The organism is Streptomyces violaceusniger Tu 4113, from assembly GCF_000147815.2.
Taxonomy (GTDB): Bacteria; Actinomycetota; Actinomycetes; order Streptomycetales; family Streptomycetaceae; genus Streptomyces; species Streptomyces violaceusniger_A.
In genome coordinates this window covers 1,325,158-1,341,906 of the sequence record NC_015957.1, presented here as the reverse complement: position 1 = coordinate 1,341,906, position 16,749 = coordinate 1,325,158, and the positions used below count along the sequence as shown (strand labels likewise).

Here is a 16,749-nt window from a genome sequence, read left to right as displayed (position 1 = left end):
CACAGCGCATGGCATGGCCAGGGGCCCGTTCCGCGACACCGCGGGGCGGGCCCCTGGCCGTTCACGTACCGTTTCCCGCGACCTGTATAGCCTCATCCCCATGAGCAGGCCGCCCTTTCTCACACTGCCCGCGGGCGCCCGCGCGTACCGCCTCCGGACCGCGCGCGGGGAGTTCGCCGTCCATGACGCGCGGCCCGCTTCGGCCGCGCGCGGGACCGTCCTGCTGGTCCCGGGGTTCACCGGGAGCAAGGAGGACTTCATCGCGCTGCTGGAGCCGCTCTCCTCGGCCGGCTTCCGGCTCGTCGCCGTCGACGGGCGGGGGCAGCACGAGAGTCCTGGCCCCCGTAAGGAGGCCGCGTACGCCCAGGACGAGCTGGCCCAGGACCTGCTCGCGCAGGCCACCGCCCTGAGCGCGGCGACCGAGGACCCGGTCCATCTGCTCGGGCACTCGCTCGGCGGGCTGATCGCGCGGGCGGCCGTACTGCGCGACCCTGGGGCGTTCGCCTCACTGACGATCATGAGTTCCGGCCCGGCGGCCATCTCCGCCCCGCAGTGCGCCCGGATCAAGCTGCTGATCGACGCGCTGACCGTGATGGACATGGAGTCCGTATGGCAGGCGATGCGCGAGCTGGATCCGCCCGAGGCGGCCGACGCGGCGACACCGCCCGGGGTGGCGGAGTTCCTGCATCAGCGCTGGCTCGGGACCGTACCGGAGCAACTGATCGTCACAGGGCGGCAGCTTGCCGCTGAGCCGGACCGGGTCGATGAGCTGGCGGCGCTGCGGCTGCGTACCCATGTGCTCTCCGGTGAGTCGGACTACGCCTGGCCGGTGCCGCTGATCGACGAGATGGCCGGACGGCTGGCCGCCCGCCGGACCGTGATCGATGGCGCCGGGCACTCCCCCAACACCGAGCGGGCCCACCCCACCGCCGACGCCCTGACCTCCTTCTGGCGCGACGTGGGCTGAGGGACGCGGACTGAGCGACGCGGGCTGAGCGACGCGGACTGAGCGACGCGGGCGGGGCTGAGCGACGCGGACTGAGCGACGCGGACTGAGCGACGCGGACTGAGCGACGCGGGCTGAGAAGGCAGCTCGGAAAGGATCAGTACTGCGCCTGCAGATGCTCCCAGAAGCCATCCCGCAGTGCGCGCCGCAGATCGGCGTGGGCACGCAGCGAGAGCCGCAGCAGCCCCTCCGCGTCGATCAGCAGCTCCTGGTCCACGGAGCCGGGCAGATACGGATGGCCCGGCAGCAGCTCCGCGAGCGTCTCCCGGCCGCGCGCGGACAGCCACTGGGCGGCGATCTGTGCCCCGACGAAGCGCACCTCGTCCCGGGTCGGGGCGGGCCCGCACAGCGGCGAGTCGCCGTTCAGCTCGTAGCCGGTGGCCCGCCGGGTGACGTACGGCTTGCAGAAGTCGAGGTCGAAGGTGCGCTGGCTGTCGACCTCCCACAGCAGCGGCTCGGCCTGGTTGCGCCCGTCGAGGGCCTCGATGCCCCACAGATGGACGCGTGCCCCGTAGCCCTGGGCCGCCTCGACGGCGGAGACCAGGTCCTCGTCGCCGCCGATCAGTACGGCGTCGCCGATGGCGCGGTGGCGGGCGAGGGATTCCAGGTCGGAGCGGATGAGCGAGTCGACGCCCTTCTGCTGGTTGTTGGCGTTAAGGTTGCCGAGCCGCACCTTGACGTCGGGCAGCTCCGCGATGCTCTGCTGCTCCGGGGTGTGGATCCGGCGCCGGGCGCCGTCGAACCAGTAGACGCGCAGCAGCCTGCTGTCCGGGAAGATCGTGCGCGCCTTGTCGATGAACGCCTCGATGAGCCCCTCGGCGTCCAGCTCGAACGCGCGGCGGTCCTCCGTACCCGCGACGAGCCGGCCGGCGGCCGCGTAGACATACCCCGCGTCCACGAAGATCGCGTGCGTCGAGGGCGTGGTCGCGACCTCGGCGAGCACGCGCTGCAGCAGCTCGTTGGTGCGCTCGATGCCCGCGACGATCGAGGCGAGGTCTGGTTGGCCCGGAGGCATCGCTTCACTCATACGCGGTTCATTCTCCGGGCGGCCGTGTGAGAGGCACAACCGGACCCCGCACCGGCCACCAGCAGATACTTAGGCTGCGAAAAAATTTTATTAGCGTAGGGAATGTTTTTGGGGGACCCTCTCGTTGAACACGTACAGGAGGGCGCGGCAGCGACGCTGCGCGGCTCCGTACACATCAGTTCTCCTTCAGGAGGATCAGACGAAGGGAGAAGCCTTTGCGCTTCGAGATCATGCGCCTTGACGATGTCGATGGCAGTGCCATCGACAGCACCGTCGTAGACGCCGCCTCCGTCAACCGGATCGTGCAGCAGGCCGCCGCTATCGGCCAGCGCATCTACATCCGTCCAGCCGAGACCGCCGCCCGGTAGTGCCGTAAGGCCCTCCAGCAGCACAGAGCGTCGAGCGCCCCCGTACCGCGACGGTACGGGGGCGTTTGCGTCATGTCAGGCGGTATGGGCCACCTGGAGGACCCCGTTGATGATCTGCTGGACCGCGATGGCGGAGAGCATCATTCCGGACAGCCGGGTGACCAGCACCACTCCCCCTTCCTTGATCACGCGAATGATCAGCAGCGAGTAGCGCATGGTGAGCCACAGCACGACATGCATGGCCACGATCGCGGACCACACCGCCACCTGATCCGCGAGCCCGGGCGCGTGCTGGACGGCGAGGATCACCGAGACGATCGCGCCCGGCCCGGCCAGCAGCGGCATGCCGAGCGGGACGAGCGCCACATTGACGTCCTTGGTCTGGCTCGGCTCGTCGCTCTTACCGGTCAGCAGACTGAGCGCGATCAGCAGGAGCAGCAGCCCGCCCGCGATCATCAGCGCGGGGACGGAGACATGCAGATAGTCGAGGATCTGCTGACCGCCGATGCCGAAGACGGCGATGACGCCGAAGGCGACGGCCGCCGCCTGGCCCGCCATCCTGCGCTGCACCTTGGCCGGACGGCCCGAGGTCAGCGCGAGAAAGATGGGTGTGATGCCCGGCGGGTCCATGATCACGAACAGGGTGAGGAAGAGGGAGCCGAAGACGGCGACGTCGAACATGGTGAATGGCCTTGCGGGGACGAACAGCGGTGCACGCTGATGCGGTACGGGAAACGGAGGGAAGGCGGAAGAAGGGGAGGCGGGAGGGGCGCGCTCAGCCGCCCGCGCCCGGCACCGGGAAGGCTCCGGTCGCCCGGCGCACGATCTCCCCGTAGACCTCGGGGTCGGTCGTGTACTCGCCGAGCCGACAGGTCTTACGGCTGCCGTGGTAGTCGCTGGAGCCGGTGGCGAGCAGACCGAGCTCGGCGGCGAGGCCGCGCAGCCGCGCACGGGTGTCCTCGTCGTGGTCCATGTGGTCGACCTCGACGCCGTCGAGACCCGCCGCAGCCAGCTCGCCGATCGCGCTCTGCGGTACGCACTGGCCCCGCTTGACGGCCAGCGGATGCGCGAAGACCGCGACCCCGCCGGCGCCCTTGATCAGCCGGATCGCCTCGAAGGGGTCCGACTCGTGCTTTTCCACATGCGCCCGCCCGCCGTCGGCCAGCCAGTCCTGGGTGAAGGCGTCCGAGACGCTCTCCACGACGCCCAGCTCGACCAGCGCGGTGGCGATGTGCGGCCGTCCGACGGCCCCGTCCCCGGCGATCTCCGCCACCCGCTCCCAGGTGATCGGCACGTCCAGCTCGCGCAGCTTCGCGACCATCGCCTGGGCCCGGGGCACCCGGTCGTCGCGCACCAGCTCGCGCTCGGCGGCCAGCTCGGGCTCGTCCGGGTCGAAGAGGTACGCCAGCATGTGCAGGCTCACCCCGTTCAGGCGGCAGGACAGCTCGGCGCCGGTGACCAGTGTCAGCCCGGAGGGCAGCGCCCGTGTCGCCTCCGCGTAGCCGCCGACGGTGTCGTGGTCGGTGAGCGCGACGACGTCCAGACCCGCGGCGGCGGCATTGCGCACCAGCTCGGCGGGGGTGTCCGTACCGTCCGAGGCAGTGGAGTGGGTGTGCAGATCGATGCGCACGGCACGGGCTCCAAGCTGCGTTCGGGACGGACCGATGGGACGCCCCAGCATAACCACGCCCGCAGATGCCCGGGTCAGCCCCCCTTGACCAGCGCTGGAGCCGCCACCAGCGGCGAGGCTCCGGCGGTAGGACTCCGACGACGAGGTTCCGGCGGTAGGACTCCGACGACGGGGCTCCGGCGGTAGGACTCCGGCGGCGAGGCGGATCAGGGCGAGAGCAGCCTCGGTGAGAGCGCCCCGCAGGGCACCAGGTCGACCTCGGCCCCCGCGTCCCGCAGATCGGTGAGCACCATCTCGTCGTACATCAGCAGCCCGGTCTGCTCGGGCCAGACGACCGCCCACAGCCACAGCCCGCACGCCTCGCCCGCGAAGACGGCGCGGTCGTCCGGGGTGCCTTCGACATGCCACAGCGGGGTGGGGCGCCCGGCGGCCAGCACCTTGACGTGCGGCGGCTTGTCGACCCGCATCCCCGGCCCCGGATCGGGCCCCGGGATGCCCGCGAAACGCGCGCCGAGCCCGACGCCCAGCTCCTCGGCGATCAGCAGCAGCTCCCCCGCGCCGCCCAGCGGTCCGGGTCCGGAGCAGGCCACAGCGGTGGCCCGGCCGCCGCTACGGTCGTCCCCGGCGCAGGCCACACCGGTGAACAGCCAGCCCACGGGCAGCGGCCACGGCATCCATACGGGCACCCTGGCGCGGTTGGTGACGACCACGAGCGCTTCGACGCTCGGCGGAACGACCGGCTGTTGAGGGTGCACCGTGCCGTGCACTCCGCACTGCCAGGAGTCGGCGAAGAGACCGGGTGCTCGCACCCGGCCACCGCATTTCGGGCAACTGGGTTCGCCCCTCATAGGCCCCCACGGTCCTCCCCGGTCGTCGTCGCGTCAAGGACGATCACCCGTCCGGAGGTCACTTCCCGCAGGCGTCCCCGTCGGGTCCCGCAGGCGTCCCCGTCGGGCGCCCCGCCCGGGAGGGATGGGCCGTCGGCACCGCGGTTCGTCCGGCGCCTCGGCCGCGAAAGACGTCCTTACGGGCCTCAGCCCGTCAGCGGCACCCCGGCCCGCGCCGGGTCGCGCAGATCCGTACCGTGCCGCAGCCAGCGGTCCTGGAGGGCGCCGGCGCCGTGCACCCGCTTCCACGCCGCCTCGTTCGCGGTCATCGGCAGCACCGGCAGGAAGCGCACCGGCTCCATCGGCTCCAGCAGCTCCAAGTCCTCGACCAGGCCGCCCGGTTCGGCGACCAGGACGGAGCTGAAGGACGCCCCGGGCCACAGCGGCCCGCCGAGCTCCAGCGACGCGCCGGGGGTCACCACGACCCCCTCGACCTGGGGGGAGGCGGCCAGCACGGCGAGCGGGCGGAGCACCTCGTCGAGGATGGCGAGGTCGGGGCCGCGGCCGCGCGCCCTTACGGTCAGCACCAGCTCGGCGCGCGGCCCGCGCAGGGGGTCGGCGACGGCGGCGGTCGGGCTGGTCATCGGATGGTCCGACATGCCGAGAGTGGCGTAGCGGATCACATCGCTCTCGTCCCGGAATCGCAGCACGTCAATGCGGTCCGTACCGACGAAAGTGATGGCCGCGCGGGCGTCCGGCTCGCCCAGCGCGGTGATCAGCCGGGCCTCGACCAGCTTAAGAACGTCTGACATGCGGTGAGCATAGATCGCGTATCGAACGGGCAAAGCGGCGACGTAACGGTTCTGCCGACTGATAGCCTTAATCCCTGCCCAGGGAGTTACACGTCGTCCCTCACGGGGGACCGGCCGGAGGAGGTGGGGCTGCGGTGGATCCTAGTCGACCGTGCAGTACCGACAGTTCTCCCGTCGTTTCCCCTTGGTATGCGAATCCATGATCTGAAGCCTTCCGTACCCCGCCCCCCGGCGGTGAAACACGCGAAGCCATCTCGCATCCAGGGCAGCTGACGGTAGAGCGCCTTCGTACCGCTTTGTTCAGTTCCGCGAACTTCCGTCAGCGCCATCGCACGGAGCGCCGCCCGCTTTGCGGACGTACGGGCACCGGGTGCCGTACGTCCACCTTCCGGGCGCAGCGCTGCGCCGCGCGCCCGCCGCTGACGGCCGGCCCGTGAAGGAGCCCGTCATGTCGATGATCCGTGACCTGCGTGCAGCCGTCCGCCCCGCCCTGCGCCGCACCCGTAACTCCAGTGACTACGACGCGACGCGTGACCCTTCGGTCACCAGCGCCGTCGTCGACTGCGCGGTCTACCGCGACGGCAAGCGGGTCAGCGACCACGTGAGCCCGGCGCAGGCCATGGAGCGGGTCCGCGTGGAGGGCGGGTTCGCCTGGATCGGGCTGCACGAGCCGACCGAGCGCGAGTTCGCGGGGATCGCCCAGGAGTTCGGGCTGCACCCGCTGGCGGTCGAGGACGCGGTGCAGGCCCATCAGCGGCCCAAGCTGGAGCGGTACGACGACACCCTCTTCACCGTCTTTAAGACCATCCACTACGTCGAGCACGCCGAACTCACCTCGACCAGCGAGGTGGTGGAGACCGGTGAGGTGATGTGCTTCACCGGCCGGAACTTCATCGTGACCGTGCGGCACGGGGGCCAGGGCTCGCTGCGCGCCCTGCGCCACCGGCTCCAGCAGGACCCCGAGCTGCTCGCCAAGGGCCCCTCCGCGGTGCTGCACGCCATCGCCGACCAGGTCGTCGACGGCTATCTCGCGGTCGCCGACGCGGTGCAGGACGACATCGACGAGGTCGAGATCGACGTCTTCTCGGCCGCGACCTCCCGGCGGGGCGGCGACGCGGGCCGGATCTACCAGCTCAAGCGCGAGGTCCTGGAGTTCAAGCGGGCGGTCTCGCCGCTGCTGCGGCCGATGCAACTGCTGAGCGAGCGGCCGATGCGGCTGGTGGACCCGGACATCCAGACGTACTTCCGGGATGTCGCGGACCATCTGGCGCGGGTCAACGAGCAGGTGCTGGCCTTCGACGACCTGCTGAACTCGATCCTCCAGGCCAATCTGGCGCAGGCCACGGTCGCGCAGAACGAGGACATGCGGAAGATCACATCCTGGGCGGCGATCTTCGCCGTGCCGACGATGATCGCGGGAATCTACGGCATGAACTTCGACTACATGCCGGAGCTGCGCTGGAAGTTCGGCTACCCGACCGTGCTCGTCGTCACGGTGGGCATCTGCTTCGCGATCCACCGCGGCTTCAAGCGCAACGGCTGGCTGTAGAGCCGGACCCATAGCGGGCGGGCCCCTATCGGCCGGGCCCGTCCGAGGGGGTCTTCATCGGACCGGGCGGGGCTTCCTGCCGTCCGCCATGATGACCAGCGCGAGCCCGCCGAGAATCACCGCGAGCGCGGGGTAGGCGGCCACGGGCGGCATCTGGCCCAGCCACAGGGCCGCGATCAGGGCCGCCCCGGGCGTCTCCAGCAGGATCGCGGTCGAGGTGATGGAGGGGCCGAGGCCCTTGACCACCCGGTTGATGAGGGTGTGCCCCAGGAGCTGGGCGGTGACCGTCAGCACGGCCAGTTGCAGCCAGGTGGTGCCGCTGTAGCCGCCGAGCCGCGCGCCCGCCACCAGGCAGGTCAGCAGCAGGAGCACGCTGGTGGTGGCGTAGCAGACATAGGCGTACGCGGTGGTGCTCACCGAACGGCGCACCTCCGCCCCGAGGAGTACGTACCCGGCCGCCGCCACCCCGCCCAGCAGCGCGAGCGCGTCGCCCAGCAGGGCGCGCGGGGAAGCGGACAGATCGATGCCGGTGAGGATCACCGCACCGAGGATCGCGAGCCCCATGCCCAGCCAGGCGAGTGTGGGCGGGCGGTGGCCGCGCAGCCGCAGCAGCAGCGCCGTCCAGATGGGGGTCGTGGTCACCAGCGCGGTAGAGGAGGCCACCGACGTCATGTGCAGGCTCGGCAGCCAGGCGCCGAAGTGCACCGCGAGCAGCGCCCCCGCCCCGACCGACAGCAGCGCCGCCCGGCGGCCCATCCCGCGCAGCTCGCCCCGGTGGCGCCACAGCGCGAACGGGGTGAGCGCGCCCACCGCCATGGCGTTGCGCCAGAAGGCGATGGCGAGCGCGGGCGCCACCGTCGCGGCGGCCAGCGGCGCGGAGAGCGAGACACCGGCGATGGCGACCGTAAGGAGCGCGATGTCGACGGGAACGCCACCACCGGGACGACCGCCGTCACCGGGCGCGGCGGGGGTGGTGGGGTGGGCTGGGGTGCGGGCGGCTCGGGCGATGGGCACGGCGCCAGCGTAAGGCGCATGAGCATAAAACGGAACTGACATTTCACAGGCTGGGACGGGTGCGTGACTGGCCTAGGCTGTCGGCATGACGCAGACGCCGATGGACCGTGCCCTTGTCGAGGAGGCGGCCAAGAAGTCCGCCCTCATCTGGGTCCAGGGCACCGAGGGCGCCCCGCGCGCCCTGTGGCACATCTGGCACGAGGGTGCGGTCTGCCTCGTCGGGGACGGGCCCCAGGAGCAGCCCCTCCAGGGCCTCGGGCTGACCGACGGCGGAAGCGCCACGGTGACCGTGCGCAGCAAGGACAAGGGCGGGCGCCTGGTCGGCTGGCCCGCGCGGGTGGTCGAGCTGGCCCCGGGCGGCGAAGCGTGGACCTCGGTGGTCGACGAACTCAAGGGCAGGCGGCTGAACGCGCCGGACGCCGACCACATCGCGGAGCGCTGGGCGCGCGAATGCCGGGTGCTGCGGCTGGAGCCCGCGCCCGGGGCGCTCGCCGAACACCCCACCGGCTCCCTGGCGGCGACCCCGCTGTCGTCCCCGGCGACCACCCGCCGGCCGATCCCGGCGGCGCTCCCGAAGCTCCTCGCCCGCCGCAAGAAGCGCGCCCGTGACGCCCGTAAGGACGCGTCGTAGCTTCTGACGCCGGGTAAGGCCGCGTCCTGGCTCCGACGCCCGTAAGGCCGCGGCCCAGCCCTGACGCCCGCCGTAAGGCCGCGTCCTCACTTCAAGGACGCGCCCTCGCCGCCCATACGGGCGCTCGCGGCTACGGCGCCCGCGGGACCGACTACGGCGCCTCCGGGATCTGCTGCCCGTAGTCGAGCACATGGCCCTTCTCCGGGGCGGCGAGCTTGAAGCCCTTGTTCCAGTCCGCGAGCTGGATCACACCCGCGCCGCCCGCCCGCTGCAGCCGCAGCGGATAGGGCCGGCCCTCCAGGGAGACATCGAGCGATCCGCCCTCGCCGGCCTTGCCCGCGCTGATCCGGATCGTCCGTACGCCCTCCACCTGGCCGTGGTCGCCCGTGGCGACCTTGCCGTGCAGGCCGAGCAGCCCGTCCAGCAGCAGCTTCATATCGGTGAAACCGCTGAGCCGCTGGTAGGAGGGGTCGCCGGAGGGGACCTTCACATACTTGTCGTCCAGCTTCCCGGCCGCGTCGGCCGCGCCGCCGTGTCCCTTGTCCCCGCCGTCATGAGACCAGAAGCCCGCGTCGGCCTTGAGGTAGAGCTCCTTGCCGACGCGCAGCAGCTCGAAGCTGGAGCCCTTGGTGGAGACCTGGCCCGTGCCGCCGTCGGCCTTGAGGCGCATGTTCAGCTTGTAGGTGGCTCCCTGGGTGACGAGCGTGCCCGAGAGCCGCACCGAACTCGCGCCGACGACCGCCTGACGGGTCTTGCTCTCGATCTTCGTGGCGGGGAGCTTTCCCACGCCGTTCGTCCCCGCGTCGGGGTCCTGCTCCCCACCGCCGCCGCCACACGCGGCGAGCGTGGCGGCCAACCCCGCGCACATCGCCGCAACGACAGCCCTGTTCCGGGTGCGCACGTCCGCTCTGCCTCCTGATGCCGGTGCAGTAGGGCAGCGTACCGGTGCCGTCCCCCGGTGTCCGCAGGGTGCCGTACCGCCCTCGCCCGGCGGCAGGGCAGGTGCGGGCACGTTAGCCTGAACTCGGTGAAGAGCGGATCATTACCTTGAATGACCATAAAACCCCACATACGAGGGGAGGCAGGGCATGCCGGCAGGCGCCCCCCGGGTCTTCGTCTCGCATCTCGCGGGCGTCGCCGTCTTCGACCCGAACGGCGACCAGGTGGGGCGGGTGCGCGATGTCGTGGCGATGCTGCGGCTGGCCGGCCGCCCGCCGCGGGTGCTCGGCCTGGTGGTCGAGGTGGTCGGCCGCCGCCGGATCTTCCTGCCCATGACGCGGGTGACCGGTGTGGAGTCCGGCCAGGTCATCACCACCGGTGTGCTCAACATGCGCCGCTTCGAACAGCGCCCCACCGAGACCCTGGTCCTCGGCGAACTGCTCGACCGCACGGTGCACCTGGTCGAGACCGGCGAGCCGGTGACGGTCCTCGACGTGGCGATGACCCAGCTCCCGGCGCGCCGGGAGTGGGAGATCGACAAGGTCTTCGTACGCCGCGGCAAGACGGGCGCGCTGCGCCGCCGCGGCGAGGCGCTGACCGTGGACTGGTCGGCGGTCACCGGATTCTCGCTGGAGGAGCAGGGCCAGGGCGCGGAGAACCTGCTGGCCACCTTCGAGCAGCTACGCCCCGCCGACCTGGCCAATGTGCTGCACCATCTCTCCGCGAAGCGCCGGGGCGAGGTGGCGGCGGCCCTGGACGACGAGCGGCTCGCGGACGTCCTGGAGGAGCTGCCCGACGACGACCAGGTGGAGATCCTCGGCAAGCTCAAGGAGGAGCGCGCGGCCGACGTCCTGGAGGCCATGGACCCCGATGACGCGGCCGATCTGCTCTCCGAGCTCCCCGAGCCCGACAAGGAGCGGCTGCTGGACCTGATGCGCCCCCGCGACGCGGCGGACATGCGGCGGCTGATGTCGTACGAGGAGGGGTCGGCGGGCGGTCTGATGACGACCGAGCCGATCGTGCTGCGCCCGGACGCCACCATCGCGGACGCGCTCGCCCGCGTGCGCGACCAGGACCTGTCCCCCGCGCTCGCCGCCCAGGTCTATGTGTGCCGCCCGCCCGACCAGACGCCCACCGGCCGCTATGTGGGCATCATCCACTTCCAACGGCTGCTGCGCGACCCGCCGTTCACCCTCGTCGCGGCGTCCGTCGACACCGATCTGCCGACGCTGCCGCCGGACACCCCGCTGCCCGTCGTCGCCGGCCATCTGGCCACCTACAACCTGCTCGCGGCGCCCGTCGTGGACGAGACCGGCTCCCTGCTCGGCGCCGTAACGGTCGACGACGTGCTGGACCATCTGCTGCCCTCCGACTGGCGGGAGCGCGAGCTGTACGCCGGGATGGCCCTGCCGGAGGCCTCCGATGGACGGTGAGGGCATCCGGCTGGACCGGCCCAAGGCACGGCGCCGCAGCCCGCTGCCGCGCTGGGACCCCGAGGCGTTCGGCAGGGCGTCGGAGCGGATCGCGCGCTTCCTGGGCACCGGGCGGTTCATCGCCTGGATGACCGCCTTCGTCGCCTCATGGCTGGCCTGGAACATCCTGGCGCCGTCGCGGCTGCGGTTCGACCCGTTCCCGTTCATCTTCCTGACGCTGATGCTCTCGCTCCAGGCGTCGTACTCCGCCCCGCTCATCCTGCTGGCCCAGTACCGCCAGGCCGACCGCGACCGCGTCAACCTCGAACAGGACCGCAAGCAGAACGAAAGGTCGATCGCCGACACCGAGTTCCTCACCCGGGAGATCGCGGCGCTGCGGACGGGTCTGGGCGAGGTCGCCACCCGCGACTGGCTCCGCGACCAACTGGAGGATCTGCGCCGGGAGCCGGACGGCGGACGGAGCGCCCCGCGGCCCGGCGGCCACGGCGAACCCCGGCCGAGTGAGGAACGCGACCGCTGACGGCCATCCCGTCTCCCGCCCTCGGCGCCGTACCATCTCCGTATGGCTACCGACACCCTCCCAGCGCCGAGCGAAGACGCGGTACGCGCCGCGCTCGCGACGGTCAACGACCCGGAGATCCACAAGCCGATCACCGACCTCGGCATGGTCAAATCCGTCGAGATCGCGGCGGATGGCTCGGTCGCGGTGGTGGTCTACCTCACAGTCTCCGGGTGTCCGATGCGGGACACGATCACCAGCAGCGTGCGGACGGCTGTCGCCGAGGTCGAGGGTGTGACCGGGGTCACGGTCGAACTCGATGTGATGAGCGACGAGCAGCGGCGTGAGCTGGCCACCTCGCTCCGCGGCGGCAAGGCCGAGCGCGAGGTGCCCTTCGCCCAGCCCGGCTCGCTGACCCGGGTCTACGCGGTGGCCTCCGGCAAGGGCGGCGTCGGCAAGTCGTCGGTGACGGTCAACCTGGCCGCCGCGCTGGCCGCCGACGGGCTCAAGGTCGGCGTGGTGGACGCCGACATCTACGGCCACTCGGTGCCCCGCATGCTGGGCACCGACGGACGGCCCACCCAGGTCGAGAACATGATCATGCCGCCGTCGGCGAACGGCGTGAAGGTGATCTCGATCGGGATGTTCACCCCCGGGAACGCCCCGGTGGTCTGGCGCGGCCCGATGCTGCACCGCGCGCTCCAGCAGTTCCTGGCCGATGTCTACTGGGGCGACCTCGATGTGCTGCTCCTCGACCTCCCCCCGGGCACCGGCGATATCGCGATCTCCGTCGCCCAGCTCGTGCCCAACGCCGAGATCCTGGTGGTGACGACGCCGCAGCAGGCCGCCGCCGAGGTCGCCGAGCGGGCCGGTGCGATCGCCGTCCAGACCCATCAGAAGATCGTCGGCGTGGTGGAGAACATGTCCGGGCTGCCCTGCCCGCACTGCGACGAGATGGTCGACGTCTTCGGCACCGGCGGTGGCCAGGTGGTCGCCGACGGGCTCAGCCGGACCACCGGCACGACGGTGCCGGTGCTGGGCTCCATCCCGATCGACGTACGGCTGCGCGAGGGCGGCGACGAGGGGAAGCCGATCGTGCTGACCGACCCCGACTCCCCGGCGGGCAGCGCGCTCAAGGCGATCGCGGACAAGATCGGCGGACGGCAGCGCGGCCTCGCGGGCATGTCGCTGGGCGTCACCCCGCGCAACAAGTTCTGAGCGCACGCTCGGCCACGGCCTTACGGCTCGTGCTCGGCCACTGCCACGGCCTTACGGCTCAGGGGCGGCTTCCTCGGGAAGCCGCCCCTGAGCCTTTGGCGCCTGCCTTACGAGTCGTAGCGGGTGATGTCCTTGACCACCGCGAACCCCAGGCCGTAGGCGCTCATCCCGCGCCCGTACGCCCCGATGTGCACGTCCTCGCCCGCCGTTCCGGCCAGCACCCAGCCGTACTCCGACTCGCGGTAGTGGAAGCCGGTCGGCACCCCGTCCACCGGGAGCGAGAGCTGCGACCAGCTCTCACCCTCCAGATCGTCCGCCAGCTCCCAGGCGATCGCGGTCTGCTGGTCCAGCCAGTCCTGGCGCAACGCCCGCTCCATCCGTGTCGGCCAGGTGCACGACAACAGACCGGAGCCGGCCAGCCAGGCGGCCGAGGAGACCGAGGTGGCCTCCAGCTTGCCGGTGCCGTCGGCGCTGTCCCGCCCCGGGCGGCTGGCGACGGTGACGACCACCGTGAAGCGCTGCTGATCCATATCGGTCTCGACGCGCAGCGACGGCTCCTCGCCATGGCCGGTCGAGCCGTACTCGACGATGCCATCGGCCGCCGCGCCCACCTGCATCAGCCAGCGGGGGCCGGTGAACGCCTCGTCAAGCCCGTACCAGGGGAAGCCGGCCATCAGATAGCCGTCGACGCTCCGCCGGGCATCGGCGGGCATCCCCTGCGCAGCCGCTGCCACCCCTCGTTCCCCTAGCCGACCCGTGGTCTCCATGTGCGCGCGGCCTCCTCGTTGCCCTGCGTTGTGGGCGGCCCGCCCCCCTCGGGCGACCCTCACCCCGGACAAAGGGAGGATAGCCATACGGGTCAACCAGGCCGGGCATACGGGGGGATCAAGTGGCGTCGGAGTCGAAAGGCGGACGCTCCTCGCGGCTCGGCTCCTCACGCTTGCGCAGCAGGTCAGGTGTGCTGGAGTCGCCCTTGGACAGGGACGGCGGGGTGGTGCCGGAAGCCCCCGAAGAGCCCTGCGGCGAATCACTCTCCCGGCCGTTCACCACGTCGGCGACCTCCGCCATCTCCTTACGGAGGTCGAAGCCGTTACGGATCTCCTTCAGGCCGAACTCATCGGAGTCCATCACATGCTTGCGCACGAAGGTCTTGGGGTTGAGGTCCTCGAACTCGAAGTCCTTGAACTCCGGCCCCAGCTCGGAGCGGATGTCCTCCTTGGCGTTGTCGGAGAACTCCCGGACCTTCCGGATGAACTGCGAGACGTCCCGAATCACCTTCGGGAGCTTGTCCGGGCCGAAGACGAGCACCGCAAGGACAACGAGCGCGACAAACTCGAGAGGTCCTATGTCCAGCACCTTGCAGCTCCTCAAGACGTCTGGGCCCGGGCCTGGGCCACTCAACACCGTACCTGGCGGCAGGGTCGGCGTGGGAGACGGCCGGGCCAACAACGCGCGTCAGCCGCTGCTCGCCGAACCCAGGGTCAGCTCCGCGGTGCGCTTCTTACCGTCGCGCCTGACGGTGAGCGCGAGCCGGTCACCGGGGCGGTGGCTGCGGATCTTCACGATCAGCTCCTGTCCGCTGTGCACCGGGACGCCGTCCACCTCCGTGATCACGTCACCGGCCTTGATCCCCGCCTTGTCGCCGGGGCCGCCGGAGGTGACCGGCGGGCCGCTGCCCGCACCCTTGGTGTTCACCCGGGCGCCGTCGCCCGTGTAGCCCATGTCGAGGGTCACGCCGATCACCGGATGGGTGGCCTTCCCGGTGTTGATCAGCTCCTCGGCGACCCGCTTGCCCTGGTTGATCGGGATGGCGAAGCCCAGGCCGATACTGCCGCCCTGTCCGCCGCCGAGGCCCGAACCGTCGTCGGCCGCCCGGATCGCGCTGTTGATCCCGATGACCCGCCCCTTACGGTCGACCAGGGGGCCACCGGAGTTGCCCGGGTTGATCGGCGCGTCGGTCTGCAGCGCGTCGACATAGCTGACGTCGCTGCCGTCCTCCTTCTCGCCGCCCGCGGTGATGGGGCGCTCCTTGGCGCTGACGATCCCGGAGGTGACGGTGCCCGCCAGGTCGAAGGGGGCGCCGATGGCCACGACGGGGTCGCCGACGCGCACCGAGTCGGAGTTGCCCAGCGGCAGCGGGGTGAGCCCGGAGACGCGGTCGACCTTGACGACCGCCAGGTCATAGCCGGTGTCGCGGCCGATGATCTCGGCCTTGGCGTCCTGGCCGCTGTTGAACGTCACCGATATGTCGCCGTCCGCGCCGGCGGGCTGGACGACATGGTTGTTGGTGAGGATATGGCCCTGCTTGTCGAGGACGAAGCCGGTGCCGGTGCCCTCCTCCGAGCTGCCGCGCACATGGATGGTCACCACGCCGGGCAGCGAGCTGGCGGCGATCCCGGCGACGCTGCCCGGGGCCCTGGCCTCCTTCTCGACCGGGGCCTGCGGCAGCTTCACATCGACGCCGCCGGAGGCGTTGTCCCGCTCCGCGTAGGCACCGATACCGCCGCCGAGGCAGCCCGCGACCAGGGCGATCAGCAGCACGGCGATCCAGGCGCCGCGGCGGGAGACCGTCTTCGGCGTCTTGGGGGCGGCGGGCGGGACCACGGTCCAGGGGTCGTAACCGCGCCACTGGGCGGTCGGGGCGGGCTGCGCCATCGGGGCGGGCCGGTGGGGATCCGCGGGCCCCACCGGGAGCTGTGTGCCGTGCGGCGGGGTCATCCCGGGGTGCGGCGGCATGGGCGCGGGCGCGCTCTGCCCCGGTACGGGGCCCGCGGCGGGCGGCAGGGTGGTGCCGTGGGGCGGGGTCATCCCGGGGGCCTGGGGCGGTACCTGGGGCGTCCCGGGGGCCTGGGGCGGCGCCTGGGCCATGCCGGGGGCCGGAGGCGGTACCTGGGCCAGGCCAGGGGCCGGAGGCGGCGCCTGGGCCAGGCCAGAGGCCGGAGGCGGCGCCTGGGCCAGGCCAGAGGCCGGAGGCGGCGCCTGGGCCAGGCCAGAGGCCGGAGGCGGCACCTGGGCCAGGCCAGAGGCCGGAGGCGGCACCTGGGCCAGGCCAGAGGCCGGAGGCGGCACCTGGGCCAGGCCAGAGGCCGGGAGCGGTGCCTGGGCCAGGCCAGGGGCCGGAGGCGGCACCTGGGCCAGGCCGGGCGGGACATGCGTGCCCTGCGCGGGGGTCGCCACCGGGTGCTGGACGGGCGGGGCCGGGGCCCAGGGTCCGGGACCCCCGTAGGGCGGGGTGCTGTACGGGTCGGGCTCGTGCAACGGCCGGGGCGCCGGCCCCTCGGGCGCGTGACCCTCCATGGGCGCGTCCGCAGGGGGCGCGTCCGCAGCGGGCGCGTCCGCAGGCTCCGGCGGCGCCTGCGCGGCGGCAGCCTCCGTACGCTCCTCGGCGCCCTCCACCGTGCCGCTCGACTGGTCGCCGGGCCGTGCGGCGACCGGGCGGCTCCACCACTTCGGCTTTGGAGCCTTCGGCTCGTCCATGATCTCCCCTTTTTTGAGGGCTCGGTTCGCCTCCGGGGCGCCTAAGCCTCCCCCAGCTACCGCTGGGAGGTACCCCCTGTCGACGGTCGACCGTGCTCGGCCGCTCTCCCTTACGACAGCGACGCGCCCCTTCGGCTCGCCCCCAGCTACCGCTGGGAGGTGCCCCCGGCCGGTAAGCCCAAGCACCCGGACACACTACGGCGCCCTTCGGCTTACCCCAGCCACCGCTGGGAATGCCCCCCCGGCCGGTAAGGCCGAGCACCCTTCGGCTTGCCCGGTGGGTGTCCTGGCCGGTAAGGCCAAGCCGCGCTGCCCGGAG

Annotated in this window: 17 protein-coding genes; 7 read left to right on the top strand and 10 right to left on the bottom strand. The window is 71.9% G+C overall.

Features of this window, described 5'->3' with window-relative positions:
• The first annotated feature begins 100 nt into the window (after positions 1 to 100).
• Positions 101 to 967, top strand: a complete 867-nt coding sequence (locus STRVI_RS06055) for an alpha/beta fold hydrolase (RefSeq protein ID WP_043235465.1) — start codon at positions 101 to 103, stop codon at positions 965 to 967.
• Between the two features lie 136 nt (positions 968 to 1,103).
• Here STRVI_RS06055 and STRVI_RS06050 read toward each other — a convergent pair whose 3' ends face one another.
• Positions 1,104 to 2,033: an NYN domain-containing protein gene (locus STRVI_RS06050; protein WP_043235464.1), complete on the bottom strand. Its 930-nt coding sequence runs from the start codon at positions 2,031 to 2,033 to the stop codon at positions 1,104 to 1,106.
• A gap of 215 nt (positions 2,034 to 2,248) precedes the next feature.
• On the opposite strand from STRVI_RS06050, the gene STRVI_RS52510 reads away from it, so the two are divergent.
• Positions 2,249 to 2,401, top strand: a complete 153-nt coding sequence (locus tag STRVI_RS52510; protein WP_014054732.1) for a hypothetical protein — start codon at positions 2,249 to 2,251, stop codon at positions 2,399 to 2,401.
• Between the two features lie 75 nt (positions 2,402 to 2,476).
• Here the strand turns inward: STRVI_RS52510 and STRVI_RS06045 are convergent, their stop codons facing one another.
• The 4 genes from STRVI_RS06045 to STRVI_RS06030 all read right to left on the bottom strand — a co-directional run bounded on the left by STRVI_RS06045 (position 2,477) and on the right by STRVI_RS06030 (position 5,670).
• Positions 2,477 to 3,082, bottom strand: a complete 606-nt coding sequence (locus STRVI_RS06045; protein ID WP_014054731.1) for a MarC family protein — start codon at positions 3,080 to 3,082, stop codon at positions 2,477 to 2,479.
• A 94-nt stretch (positions 3,083 to 3,176) separates the two neighbouring features.
• Entirely contained in the window at positions 3,177 to 4,031 is an 855-nt protein-coding gene (locus STRVI_RS06040; protein WP_014054730.1) for a PHP domain-containing protein, read from the bottom strand.
• A 206-nt stretch (positions 4,032 to 4,237) separates the two neighbouring features.
• The gene (locus STRVI_RS06035) at positions 4,238 to 4,879 is read right to left on the bottom strand and encodes a DUF6758 family protein (protein ID WP_014054729.1); all 642 of its coding nucleotides are present in this window, start codon (positions 4,877 to 4,879) and stop codon (positions 4,238 to 4,240) included.
• A 185-nt stretch (positions 4,880 to 5,064) separates the two neighbouring features.
• Positions 5,065 to 5,670 carry a suppressor of fused domain protein gene (locus STRVI_RS06030; RefSeq protein WP_014054728.1) on the bottom strand — a complete coding sequence of 202 codons (606 nt, stop codon included), beginning with the start codon at positions 5,668 to 5,670 and terminating at the stop codon, positions 5,065 to 5,067.
• 448 nt (positions 5,671 to 6,118) lie between these two features.
• Between STRVI_RS06030 and STRVI_RS06025 the strand changes: the two genes are divergently transcribed.
• On the top strand, positions 6,119 to 7,219 hold the full coding sequence (locus STRVI_RS06025; RefSeq protein WP_014054727.1) for a magnesium and cobalt transport protein CorA: 1,101 nt from the start codon (positions 6,119 to 6,121) through the stop codon (positions 7,217 to 7,219).
• Between the two features lie 54 nt (positions 7,220 to 7,273).
• Here the strand turns inward: STRVI_RS06025 and STRVI_RS06020 are convergent, their stop codons facing one another.
• Entirely contained in the window at positions 7,274 to 8,233 is a 960-nt protein-coding gene (locus tag STRVI_RS06020) for a DMT family transporter (protein ID WP_014054726.1), read from the bottom strand.
• 85 nt (positions 8,234 to 8,318) lie between these two features.
• Here STRVI_RS06020 and STRVI_RS06015 point away from each other — a divergent pair, with 85 nt between their 5' ends.
• The gene (locus tag STRVI_RS06015) at positions 8,319 to 8,864 is read left to right on the top strand and encodes a hypothetical protein (RefSeq protein ID WP_014054725.1); all 546 of its coding nucleotides are present in this window, start codon (positions 8,319 to 8,321) and stop codon (positions 8,862 to 8,864) included.
• A gap of 151 nt (positions 8,865 to 9,015) precedes the next feature.
• Here STRVI_RS06015 and STRVI_RS06010 read toward each other — a convergent pair whose 3' ends face one another.
• Positions 9,016 to 9,765 (bottom strand): hypothetical protein, encoded by a 750-nt coding sequence (locus STRVI_RS06010; protein WP_014054724.1) that lies wholly within the window; start codon positions 9,763 to 9,765, stop codon positions 9,016 to 9,018.
• 187 nt (positions 9,766 to 9,952) lie between these two features.
• Here STRVI_RS06010 and STRVI_RS06005 point away from each other — a divergent pair, with 187 nt between their 5' ends.
• From STRVI_RS06005 to STRVI_RS05995, 3 genes are read left to right on the top strand one after another with little or no spacing between them, the layout of a single operon-like run.
• A complete protein-coding gene (locus STRVI_RS06005) occupies positions 9,953 to 11,236 on the top strand; it encodes a magnesium transporter MgtE N-terminal domain-containing protein (protein ID WP_014054723.1) in 1,284 nt (427 codons plus the stop codon).
• On the top strand, positions 11,226 to 11,756 hold the full coding sequence (locus tag STRVI_RS06000) for a DUF1003 domain-containing protein (RefSeq protein ID WP_014054722.1): 531 nt from the start codon (positions 11,226 to 11,228) through the stop codon (positions 11,754 to 11,756). Before STRVI_RS06005 ends, STRVI_RS06000 begins: the two co-directional genes overlap by 11 nt.
• Before the next feature lie 42 nt (positions 11,757 to 11,798).
• Complete coding sequence (locus STRVI_RS05995; protein WP_014054721.1) at positions 11,799 to 12,953, top strand: Mrp/NBP35 family ATP-binding protein; 1,155 nt, start codon at positions 11,799 to 11,801, stop codon at positions 12,951 to 12,953.
• Positions 12,954 to 13,060: 107 nt separating this feature from the next.
• Here STRVI_RS05995 and STRVI_RS05990 read toward each other — a convergent pair whose 3' ends face one another.
• From STRVI_RS05990 to STRVI_RS05980, 3 genes are all read right to left on the bottom strand, one after another.
• Entirely contained in the window at positions 13,061 to 13,720 is a 660-nt protein-coding gene (locus tag STRVI_RS05990) for a hypothetical protein (protein WP_014054720.1), read from the bottom strand.
• 118 nt (positions 13,721 to 13,838) lie between these two features.
• Positions 13,839 to 14,309, bottom strand: a complete 471-nt coding sequence (locus STRVI_RS05985) for a sec-independent translocase (RefSeq protein ID WP_014054719.1) — start codon at positions 14,307 to 14,309, stop codon at positions 13,839 to 13,841.
• A gap of 99 nt (positions 14,310 to 14,408) precedes the next feature.
• Positions 14,409 to 16,430, bottom strand: coding sequence for a trypsin-like peptidase domain-containing protein (locus STRVI_RS05980; RefSeq protein ID WP_014054718.1), 2,022 nt, complete (start codon positions 16,428 to 16,430; stop codon positions 14,409 to 14,411).
• Positions 16,431 to 16,749 lie beyond the last annotated feature (319 nt).